We start from the raw sequence: 9544 nt of genomic DNA, 5'->3' as shown, positions 1-9544 counted from the left end.
TCCTTCGGCACCAGGCTATCGAGCGTCACCATCTCAAGAGCCGTCTGGGTGGGGGCAGGTTTCTTCAACATGTCCCAATGAATCATAAACCCCTGGACGGTGCCAGGGGTTTGTCAGCAGTCTGAAGCGGCCTTAACGGCCGCTTTTTTGTTTCCGGCTTCGTGCGTTCCGGAGAATGATGCCTCTATACGGCTTGAAATGAAAAACGGCCTGTCATGGCCGTTTTGCCGTGGCGACGGTGGATAGCCTCAGAAGCCGGTGCCGCCGCGCAGCTCGATGACCAGCGTGTTGAGCAGGATCTTCATGTCGAGCAGCAGGCTGAAATTCCGGACATAGTAGATATCGGAGGCAATGCGGGCGCGGGCGTCCAGCGGCCGTGCCGTCGGGCCGCGCCAGCCGCGTGTCTGGGCAAGCCCGGTGATGCCGGGGCGCATGATGTGGCGGTGATGGTAGCTCGGAACGAGCTCCTCATAGAGCCTGCCGCCCGCCCGCATGTTGATGGCATGGCAACGCGGACCGACCAGCGACATGTCGCCTCTGAGGACATTCAGCAACTGCGGCAACTCATCGATATTGGTCTTGCGGAGCACGGCGCCGATGCCCGTCACCCGGATGTCGCCCTTGATCGTCTGTTGGATGCCCGAGGGATCGCACGCTTCCGCGCGCATCGACCGGAACTTGAAGACGGTAATCTTCCGGCCGTTCAGCCCCCAGCGGATCTGGCGGAAGAATACAGGGCCGCCGTCATCCAGTTTGATGAATAGCGCGATTGCCAGAAAAACCGGTGCCAGCACGACGAGGGCGCTGGCCGAGCCGACGATGTCGATCAACCGCTTCACGACCAATCGCACGGCCATCTTTCTTTCCACGCCGGGAAAACTATCCGGCTGGCGAATGTTGGAGTTCGCTACAATCAGTGCCTTGTTTTTGTTTTGACGCTGAGACGCATCGAAGCGCGAATTCCTCTTCGAAGTAAAAGCATTCATTACGCAAGGCCCACAAGTTTATGCCTGACATTGAACCACATCGAGACAAATACATGCTCAAATATGATTTGTCATGGGTATACATAATAAATTGGTAATCATAAAGACGCCAAAAATGGGAGTATTTTCAGTTAACCTTAATGCCTCTAGTTGAGCTGTCGAGGAATTTATACTTTGAAAGGAGTAACCCGATTGGGCAGGCGGTGGCTCGTCAGACGGTTTCCGAAACCGATCGCCGGTTTTTCCAGAAGGTAGTAGCTGAGGCTTGCGACGAGAAGGATGAGTGCGACCGCCAGTCCGCAAGACTGGAGCCAGCCGGTCATGACATTTTCCGAGGAGATGCCGAACGAGCCGGTATCGAGCTTCTGGATCAATATCAGGATGATCTCCTGCCAGATGTAGATGCCGAAGGAGATCTTTGCGATGTAGCGGACCGGCGCGTTGTCCAGCAGTCGGCCCAGGCGTCGCGAATGGCTGAGCGCAACGAGCGCCGTTGCGACCGCCAGCGGAAAGGCCGGAAAACCATAGGGAACATCGAGCCAGCCATAGGCTTCGGGAGTGCCGCCGGACGATATGACGAGGCGGTAGGCGGCGGCGGCGAGGGCCAGAAGTGCCGCGGCATCGAACCAGGCGGAGCGCCTTGCGCGCAGCATGATCTCGATGCCGGCGGCGAGCGCGCCGATTGCGAAGACGGCGAAGAAGCCGATCGGATTGAATCTAGGCATCCATTCCTTCGCTCCGCCCTGCAGGCCATACTCCCAGCCGCGCGCGATGTCGTCGAGCGCAAAGAAGGCCACGATCAGCACATGGGCGAAGAGTACGCCACCGATAACACATAGCCAGGCAAAGCGGGCAAGCAACGGATGCCGTCTGAGCGCCGGCAAACGAAACAGCAGGAGAAAGCAGGCCGGCAGGAGCACATAGCTGGAGACTTCGAAGGGAATGGACCAGAGCGGCCCCCCGACTTCGACAGGAAAAAGCGTGCGCCAATGCCACTGGCTCATGAACATCAGCCCGGAGAGGTAGCGGAGCACAAGCTCGGGCGTCAGCGGTAAGCCAAGCAGCGTCAGGCTGAGGACGAAGCCGACGGTGGCGGCGCACCAGAAACCCGGAGCGATGCGCGCGGCCCGGCGGATCGTGTAATGCCGGAGGCTCGGCATGTCTTTGCCGGTGTCGAGCGCGCGCCAGAAGGGATGGGCAAGAAGGAAGCCGCTCAGCACGAAGAAGATGGCAACGCCGAAATTGCCGAAGCGGACGACGTGCGCGGTCGGCGCCAGTTCGTCGGGGATCCTGCGCATATCCAGCCGGAGCACGAGATGGTGGGCAAGTACCAGAAGACAGGCTGTCGCGCGCAGGAAGTCCGCCCCCGCCAGTCTCTCCTCTTGTCGCATCGTGCCTCCCCGCTCTGCCCGACCGATTTTGCAGCGGAAAGCCGCAGCGGGCAAGGCTGAAGCGCGTCGCGATCTTTCAGATTCGCTTGCCGCGCTTCAGCTCTTTGGTTTTCCGCATGTCGCGATCGCGAAACCGCTGCGCAGTTTTGCGCGACATACCAAGGGCAGACTCAGCCGAGGAGTTCGTTGGTATAATAGGTGGAAAAGTCCGGCTTCTCCTTGAGCGTGGCGCCGTTCGCATCGACCAGAATGCCGTTCTCGACCATGAAACTGCCGAGGGCGGCGGCCTTCGCCGGGTCAAGCGTGCCGATCACACCGGTCTCCGACCTCAGATAGTGGCCGTCGATCAATGCTTTCTGCGAGGCCTTCACCAGTTCTGTGTTCATCAGCGCGCCGTTGCTCCCTGATATCAGCAGGTCGCAGGCTTCTTCGGCATGGTCGACGGAGTATGCATAACCCTGGCGCGTCGCCTGAATGAAGGCGCGGGCGTTCTCCCGATTTACCGAGAGATAGGCGTCGCTGGAGACGATGACGGTCGTCTGCTCGTCGGGAACGCCGTAGTCGGAATAGTGGAAGCGGGCAATCTTTCGATTTTCCAGTTCGGCGGCAATGCCTTCCCAGGTATAGATCTCCAGCGTGAAATCGACCGAGCCGTTGTCCAGCGCCTCGTAGGCGGAAGTGCCGAGCGTTACCGTATGAAACTCGCCCTTGCCGCCGTCATTGCGGATCATCGAGGAGATCAGTGCGCTCTCCCAGGTGCCGCCGAAGCCGCCATAGGTCTTGCCGTCGAGGTCTTTTGCGCTCTTGATGTCATCGCGGCCGCCCTTGAAGATCAGCCTTGCGGTTTCGGTCTGGACGATGCCGTAGACCATCTTCACGTCGCCGCCAGCGGCGCGCTGCATGAGGGCCTCGATCTCGCTGGAGATGCCGAAATCGGCGACGCCGTTCGATACCAGAGTGCCGGCGCTGGTGTCGGCAAAGGGCAGAATCTGCACATCGAGGCCGGCGGCGGCATAGAAGCCCTTCGCTTGGGCCACATAGATGCCGATATGATTGGTGTTCGGCGTCCAGTCGAGCGCGATGCGAACCTTCGCGGGCGCCGATTGGGCGAAAGCGGGGCGGCCGGCCAGGCTTGCCGCGATGGCGGCGAACATCGTCTGACGGCGGGTGAGAAGCAGCATGGTGACCTCCTCAGGTCTCTTGCGGGTGAAGCAGGGTTTGCAGGATTTCAGTTTCGATCGCCTGGGCCGCCGGGGAGCCGAGATCGGCTATGCTTCTCGGGCGGGGCAGGGGAACGCGGAATTCGCGGATGACGCGCGCCGGACGGGCCGAGAGCACGTAGATCCGATCGGAAAGGAACACGGCCTCGCGCACATCGTGGGTGATCAACAGCGCCGTCCAGCGGTGTTCGGTCCACATGCCCTGCAGCCATTCCTGGATCTGCGTGCGCGTCAGCGCGTCGAGCGCGCCGAAGGGCTCGTCGAGCAGCAGCATGTCCTGGCTCTGGATGACGGTGCGCAGCAGTGCCGCGCGCTGGCGCATGCCGCCTGACAGTTCGGAGGGATAGTGGCGTTCGAAGCCGGCAAGGCCGAATCGCTCGAAGAGGGGTGCCACAGTGGCACGGGCCGCCCGGCGGCTTATGCCCTTTACCTCCAGGCCGAGTGCTGCATTGTCGATGATCCGGCGCCAGGGCATCAGCGCATCGCGCTGCGGCATGAAGGCGAAGGAATGCGGCGTCTGTTCCAGCGGCGCGCCGTTGAAAAGCATGCTGCCGGAATCGGGGCGAAGCGCCTGTGTCAGCAATCTCAGCACCGTCGATTTTCCCGAGCCGGATGGACCGACGATCGAAACGAACTCGCCGCTCGCAACACTCAGCGAGATATCGCCGAGAACCTTCAAGCCGTCGAAGGATTTAGAGATGTTGCGCAGTTCCACCATTCGATCGGTCATCGGCGCCCCTCCTTGGATGACTGCCAGGGCATGACGAGGCGCTGGATGGTGAGCGTCAGCCCGAAGAGGGAGAGTGTCAACAAGGCGCTGACGACGACGGCGGCAAGCACGAGATCGGGGCGGAAGTTGTTCTTCGCGTTGAGGATATAGATGCCGAGGCCGCTTGCGGCGCCGGCATATTCGGCAAAGATCGCGCCGACGACGGCATAGGTGATCGAAATCCTGAGACCGGCGAAGAAATAGGGCAGCGAGGAGGGAAGCCGGGCCAGGCGGAAAATGCGCCAGCGGCTCGCCTTCATCGAATTCAGCAGTTCGGCAATGTCGCGGTCGGTCGATTCATAGCCCTGCAGTAGGGCGACGAGCAGCGGAAAGAAGGTGACGAGCGCCACCAGCAGGATCTTCGGCAGCAGGCCAAAGCCGAACCAGAGGACGACGAGCGGAGCGATCGCGACCAGCGGCAGGGTCTGGCTGGCAATGAAGATCGGCAGCAATGCCCGGCGCATGAAGGGCACGAAATCCATGAGGATCGACGAGACGAAGGCAAAGGCAAGCGACAGGGCGAAGCCGCCGAGCGTGGCTCCGAGCGTCGGCCAGGTGTTTGATATCAGCGCGTCGCGATTGAGCCAGCCCTGGACGAGGATGCGCGAGGGCGCCGGCAGGATGGCGGGCTTGATGCCGGAAAGACCGACATAAAGCTCCCATGCCGCCAGAAAGGCGCAACCGGCCAGCAAGGCGGGCGCCCCCCGGCATAGGGCGGCGCGGAGCGCCGAAAGGCGCGAATCCGAAGGGGGCGGCGATCTCATCAGCGTTTGGTTTCAGGCTTCGTCGAGCTGTTGGCGGAAATCGTGATATCGAGGGTCACATGCCCCTCGGCGTCGCCGAAGCGGTAGAAGGCTTCGCGAATGGTCGCGAAGACGGCGCCGGCATCGCCACCCAGCCTGGTGCAGAAATTCTTGGAGCGGTCGAAGACGCCGGAACGTTTCAAGAAGTCGATGCAGCCGTAAATCTCCTCCATATGGGTGCCGGTTCCCATGACGTAGAGCGAGAATTGCGCAGCGGTCGGCTGTCCTGTTTCGGCGGTGGCTTCAACGGCGGCAAGAGCCGCCGATATGCGATCGGCAAGCGGTTCCGTCCGGCCGGCGGAAGGATTGATGCCGCAGATGGCGTCGTCGGGCTCGCCGGGGCAGCCGCGCGAGACGGCGGCGGACAGCACACAATGCTCGCCGGTTCGGGCGGCGGTGACGAATAGATCGCGCATGGCGTCAAAGAGGAGATCGGGCGGGCCGACCAGCAGGGTGGAGATGTCGTCGGTCTCTATGCGCAGCCGGTCGCGATAGGGATCAAGGGCCTTGACCGCATCAAGGATGATGCCAACGAAATCGCCGGACATCGGATAGAGTGACACTTGTGCGCCGGAAAACATGTGGACCTCGCTCCGCTGGCATTACCCAGATCAGCTTTGAAGGGTCCGGAAGCTCGCGCCTCGCATCTCAGCCCCGGCGACACGGAGCTCCCCTGTTAATGGGCGCGGAAATTATCACCGGGGTTTTCGTCCTGCAACCGCTAAATTGGCAACCCTCCCAGTTGTCGGGATATGCCTGAGAGACGGGAAAACACCCGGGCGGACGGCCTGCCCGGGTGTTCCCAAGGTTCCGTACCTGCCGGGAACGGAACCGGAGCCTTCAGCCTCAGGCGGCGATACCGGAATACGGACGCTCGCTACGCGCAGCGACGAGCGCCCGCGTCCACCATTCTAGCCGCGCTATCATCCGATCGAGCGCACGCAGCGCGTCGCTCGGATTGTCGAGCCGTCCAGCGGCGTCGAGGCGGTCCCAAGGTGCTGCAAAGCTCACCGAATCCCGGATGGTGACGGCGTGGAGTTCGGCAAAGACGAGCCGCAGCTGTTCGACCGCGCGCAGGCCGCCTGATATGCCGCCATAGGAAACGAAGGCGACGGGCTTGCCCTGCCAGGGTTCGAAGAAGAGATCGATGATCGACTTCAGCGCGGCGGTGAAGCTGTGGTTGTATTCTGGCGTGACGATGATGAAGGCGTCGGCCATGCCGAGCCGGCCCGCGAGCCTGTCGATTTCAGGGTGCCCCATTTCTCGGCCGGCAGGCAGAGCAAAATCCCTTGGGTCGATAACGTCGACATCGAATTGCGGGAAACGGACGAGCTCCTGCACCAGCCATTTGACCACCCGGTCGCAGATGCGACCCTCTCTCGTGCTTCCGTAGATGACGGCCAGCCTGGTGGGTGTTTTCATGCGTCGCTCCTTGTTGCGATTGTACTTTACGATTGCAGGAGCCAGGGTTATAAAACCTCAACTAATATTGAGGTCAAGGGTCGATGGATACAATTTCTGCAGCGCCGCTCGGCAAGCTGCTGACGGTCGGCGAAGTGGCGGAGCGCAGCGGCCTTGCCGTCTCGGCGCTGCATTTTTACGAAACCAAGGGGCTGATCTCGAGCATCCGCTCCCGCGGCAACCAGCGACGCTATGGACGCGATGTGCTGCGCCGGCTCGGCATCATCAAGGTGGCGCAGCGTGTCGGCATTCCGCTTTCGGAGATCCAGGCGGCGTTCGAGTCCCTGCCTCAGGGGCGCACGCCCACTGTCGCCGATTGGCAGACGCTGTCGGCGCGCTGGAAGGATGATCTCGAGGCGCGAATCAGGCGGCTGAGCCTGCTGCGCGACCGCCTGACCGGCTGCATCGGCTGCGGCTGCCTGTCGATCGAAAGCTGCCCGTTGCGCAATCCCTGCGACCGGCTTGGCAAGGAGGGGCCGGGTGCGCGGCTTCTGGAGACTGAAAGCTAGCCTTCTCGGAGAGAGACTTGGCTGCCTCTTCCGGGAAAGATCGATGCGCGCCTTTCTTTCGGGCGGCGCGCTCATATGTTAAGGGGCGAATGACGCAACCGGCGGCACTGTCCGCGAGGAGGACGGCTTCGTGTTTCATCCCAGACTGTTCGAAAATCGCAATGTCGTCGTGACCGGCGCCGGCCGCGGTATCGGCCTCGAAGTCGCCCGGCAGTTTCTGGACTGCGGCGCCAAGGTGATCGTCCATACCGGGCGCAAGCCCGGACGGGATCTGCCGGATTTCCTGCTGACGGCTGAATCCGAAAGACGGGCGCTGTTGCTGCATGCCGATTTCTCCGCGGTCGGTGGGGCAGCACAATTTGCCGAAGATGCTCTCGCCTTCTTCGACAAGGTCCATGTGCTCGTCAACAATGCCGGCACCATGCTCGGCCGTTTTCCCGCCGATGCGCTGACCGATGCGGATTATGAGGCGGTCGTTCGGCTCAATCAGACATCGGTGGTGGCGCTGACGCGGGCACTGCTGCCGGCATTGAAGGCGGCTGAAGGGGCTGCCATCGTCAATACGGTTTCGATTTCAGCACTGACCGGCGGCAGTCCGGGTTCTTCGATCTATTCGGCCTCGAAAGCCTTCGTCTCGACCTATTCCAAGGCGCTTGCCCGCGAGCTTGCGCCGGACGGAATTCGCGTCAATTGTGTTTCGCCGGGAACGATCGAAACCGACTTCCATGAGCGTTATTCCTCCCGCGAAAAGCTGGAGCAGGCCAGAAAATCCATCCCGCTGCAGCGGCTCGGCACGGCGGAAGATTGTGCGCCGGCTTATCTGTTCCTGGCTGCTCCGTCGCTTTCGGGATACATTACCGGCCAGGTGATCGAGATCAATGGAGGCCAGCTTATCTGCTGATTTGTTTGGACCTTTTTTGGCATTTCATCACTTTTGACCAATTCGCTTCTGCGAATATGCTATCGTGCTGATCTACCTCATCGCCTTCCTTCCGAGATATCGAATGCCGTTGCCTAAACCGGAGCCGGGGATGACCGGCCAGGAATTGCATAAGCTCGCTGGAAAAGCCCACGAAGCGAGCCATCTTCTGAAAGCGCTGGCGCACCAGACCCGACTTCTGATCCTCTGCATATTGGCGGGTGAAGAGCGGACGGTGAGCGAAATCGAGAATATTCTCGGCATACAGCAGGCGATGGTCTCGCAGCAGCTTGCGCGTTTGAGGCTCGAGGGGCTGGTCAATACGCGCCGCGAGGGCAGGCTGGTCTACTACAGCGTCGGCAATGTCGGCGTGCTTGCTTTCCTCGAATTGCTGTTCGATCTTTTTCCGGCTGCGGAAATCAGTTAGCATCCACCCTTGCGGATGCACGGCTGCTATGTCGAAGATAAGTCCGGACGCGAAATGTCGCCGGAGCCCGGATGATCGACAAGCTGGAATTCTTCATCGCCCTTGCCAATGAAAAGCATTTCGGCCGCGCCGCGGAGGAGTGCGGGATCTCGCAGCCGACGCTTTCGGCTGCCATCCGCCAGCTCGAGGATCAGCTCGGCGTCATGCTGGTGCAGCGCGGTTCCAGGTTCCAGGGGCTGACGCCGGAGGGGCAGCGCGTGCTCGAATGGGCCCGGCGCATCGTCGGCGACGCCCGCACCATGCGCGAGGAGATGCGCGCGGCACGTCGCGGTCTGTCCGGCCATATCCGTCTCGCCGCCATTCCGACGGCGCTTGCCATGCTGTCGCGCATCACCACGCCCTTTCAGGAACGGCATCCCGGCGTCACCTTTTCGATCGTCTCGCGAAATTCGCTGCAGGTGCTGAGCATGCTCGAGAATCTCGAAATCGATGCCGGCATCACCTATCTCGAAAACGAGCCGCTCGGCCGCGTCACGACCGTTCCCCTTTATGCGGAGCGCTATAATCTGATCACGGCCGCAGGCAGCCCGCTGTCCGATCGCGACAACGTGACCTGGCGGGAGGTCGGCGATCTTCGGCTTTGTCTATTGACTGCCGACATGCAGAATCGCCGCATCATCAACCGGCACCTGACGGAAGCCGGCGCCACCGTGCATCCGACGCTCGAATCCAACTCGATGATCGTGCTGTTTTCGCATGTCAGGACCGGGCGCTGGGCGAGCATCATGCCGCGCAACGTCGCCAAGTCCTTCGGATTTCCCGTGGAAATCCGCATGATTCCGATCGTCGAGCCGGAGGCGCATCATCTGGTTGGCCTTGTCGCGTCCTACCGCGAACCCTTCACGCCGCTGGTGTCGGCCCTGCTGCATGAAGCGAGAGTGCTCGTGCAGGACGAGGAGCTTTGATAGGAAAAAACTATCGACCAACAGAACAGCTTTATTGATCGTCAACGGCTTGCCTGCGATGGTTCCTCAAGGAATAGCACTCGGCTGGGGAGGT

11 protein-coding genes and 1 riboswitch are annotated in these 9544 nt (G+C 61.3%); of the genes, 4 read left to right on the top strand and 7 right to left on the bottom strand.

The features are described 5' to 3' along the window. Nucleotides 1-248 precede the first annotated feature (248 nt). The 7 genes from EFD55_RS27945 to EFD55_RS27910 all read right to left on the bottom strand — a co-directional run bounded on the left by EFD55_RS27945 (nt 249) and on the right by EFD55_RS27910 (nt 6591). Nucleotides 249-986 carry a sugar transferase gene (locus EFD55_RS27945; protein WP_125849585.1) on the bottom strand — a complete coding sequence of 246 codons (738 nt, stop codon included), beginning with the start codon at nt 984-986 and terminating at the stop codon, nt 249-251. 167 nt (nt 987-1153) lie between these two features. Further along, complete coding sequence (locus EFD55_RS27940; protein WP_125849583.1) at nt 1154-2377, bottom strand: acyltransferase family protein; 1224 nt, start codon at nt 2375-2377, stop codon at nt 1154-1156. A gap of 170 nt (nt 2378-2547) precedes the next feature. After that, nucleotides 2548-3558, bottom strand: coding sequence for an ABC transporter substrate-binding protein (locus tag EFD55_RS27930; protein WP_125849579.1), 1011 nt, complete (start codon nt 3556-3558; stop codon nt 2548-2550). Nucleotides 3559-3568: 10 nt separating this feature from the next. Continuing rightward, nucleotides 3569-4327: an ABC transporter ATP-binding protein gene (locus EFD55_RS27925; RefSeq protein ID WP_125849577.1), complete on the bottom strand. Its 759-nt coding sequence runs from the start codon at nt 4325-4327 to the stop codon at nt 3569-3571. After that, complete coding sequence (locus tag EFD55_RS27920) at nt 4324-5130, bottom strand: ABC transporter permease (RefSeq protein WP_125849575.1); 807 nt, start codon at nt 5128-5130, stop codon at nt 4324-4326. Before EFD55_RS27920 ends, EFD55_RS27925 begins: the two co-directional genes overlap by 4 nt. Beyond that, complete coding sequence (locus tag EFD55_RS27915; protein ID WP_125849573.1) at nt 5130-5750, bottom strand: YkoF family thiamine/hydroxymethylpyrimidine-binding protein; 621 nt, start codon at nt 5748-5750, stop codon at nt 5130-5132. Before EFD55_RS27915 ends, EFD55_RS27920 begins: the two co-directional genes overlap by 1 nt. Beyond that, nucleotides 5741-5854, bottom strand: a riboswitch (TPP riboswitch). It overlaps the preceding gene by 10 nt. Nucleotides 5855-6015: 161 nt before the next feature. Then, nucleotides 6016-6591, bottom strand: a complete 576-nt coding sequence (locus EFD55_RS27910) for an NADPH-dependent FMN reductase (RefSeq protein ID WP_125849571.1) — start codon at nt 6589-6591, stop codon at nt 6016-6018. 83 nt (nt 6592-6674) lie between these two features. On the opposite strand from EFD55_RS27910, the gene soxR reads away from it, so the two are divergent. From soxR to EFD55_RS27890, 4 genes are all read left to right on the top strand, one after another. After that, nucleotides 6675-7139 carry a redox-sensitive transcriptional activator SoxR gene (gene soxR, locus EFD55_RS27905; protein ID WP_125849569.1) on the top strand — a complete coding sequence of 155 codons (465 nt, stop codon included), beginning with the start codon at nt 6675-6677 and terminating at the stop codon, nt 7137-7139. Nucleotides 7140-7269: 130 nt separating this feature from the next. Further along, a complete protein-coding gene (locus EFD55_RS27900) occupies nt 7270-8040 on the top strand; it encodes an SDR family NAD(P)-dependent oxidoreductase (RefSeq protein WP_125849567.1) in 771 nt (256 codons plus the stop codon). A gap of 103 nt (nt 8041-8143) precedes the next feature. Beyond that, a complete protein-coding gene (locus EFD55_RS27895) occupies nt 8144-8485 on the top strand; it encodes an ArsR/SmtB family transcription factor (RefSeq protein WP_125849565.1) in 342 nt (113 codons plus the stop codon). A 71-nt stretch (nt 8486-8556) separates the two neighbouring features. Next, on the top strand, nt 8557-9450 hold the full coding sequence (locus EFD55_RS27890; RefSeq protein WP_125849563.1) for a LysR family transcriptional regulator: 894 nt from the start codon (nt 8557-8559) through the stop codon (nt 9448-9450). Nucleotides 9451-9544 lie beyond the last annotated feature (94 nt).

Origin of the sequence: Rhizobium pisi (assembly GCF_003938655.1) — a bacterium.
Classification (GTDB): Bacteria; Pseudomonadota; Alphaproteobacteria; order Rhizobiales; family Rhizobiaceae; genus Rhizobium; species Rhizobium pisi.
This window is presented reverse-complemented; position numbering and strand designations above follow the sequence as displayed.

Bases quoted from the DNA above. Each gene is read 5' to 3' on its own strand.
- EFD55_RS27890 (WP_125849563.1), top strand. From the start codon at position 8,557: ATGATCGACAAGCTGGAATTCTTCATCGCCCTTGCCAATGAAAAGCAT.
- EFD55_RS27940 (WP_125849583.1), bottom strand. From the start codon at position 2,377: ATGCGACAAGAGGAGAGACTGGCGGGGGCGGACTTCCTGCGCGCGACA.
- EFD55_RS27920 (WP_125849575.1), bottom strand. From the start codon at position 5,130: ATGAGATCGCCGCCCCCTTCGGATTCGCGCCTTTCGGCGCTCCGCGCC.
- EFD55_RS27910 (WP_125849571.1), bottom strand. From the start codon at position 6,591: ATGAAAACACCCACCAGGCTGGCCGTCATCTACGGAAGCACGAGAGAG.
- soxR (WP_125849569.1), top strand. From the start codon at position 6,675: ATGGATACAATTTCTGCAGCGCCGCTCGGCAAGCTGCTGACGGTCGGC.
- EFD55_RS27945 (WP_125849585.1), bottom strand. From the start codon at position 986: ATGAATGCTTTTACTTCGAAGAGGAATTCGCGCTTCGATGCGTCTCAG.
- EFD55_RS27930 (WP_125849579.1), bottom strand. From the start codon at position 3,558: ATGCTGCTTCTCACCCGCCGTCAGACGATGTTCGCCGCCATCGCGGCA.
- EFD55_RS27915 (WP_125849573.1), bottom strand. From the start codon at position 5,750: ATGTTTTCCGGCGCACAAGTGTCACTCTATCCGATGTCCGGCGATTTC.
- EFD55_RS27925 (WP_125849577.1), bottom strand. From the start codon at position 4,327: ATGACCGATCGAATGGTGGAACTGCGCAACATCTCTAAATCCTTCGAC.
- EFD55_RS27895 (WP_125849565.1), top strand. From the start codon at position 8,144: ATGCCGTTGCCTAAACCGGAGCCGGGGATGACCGGCCAGGAATTGCAT.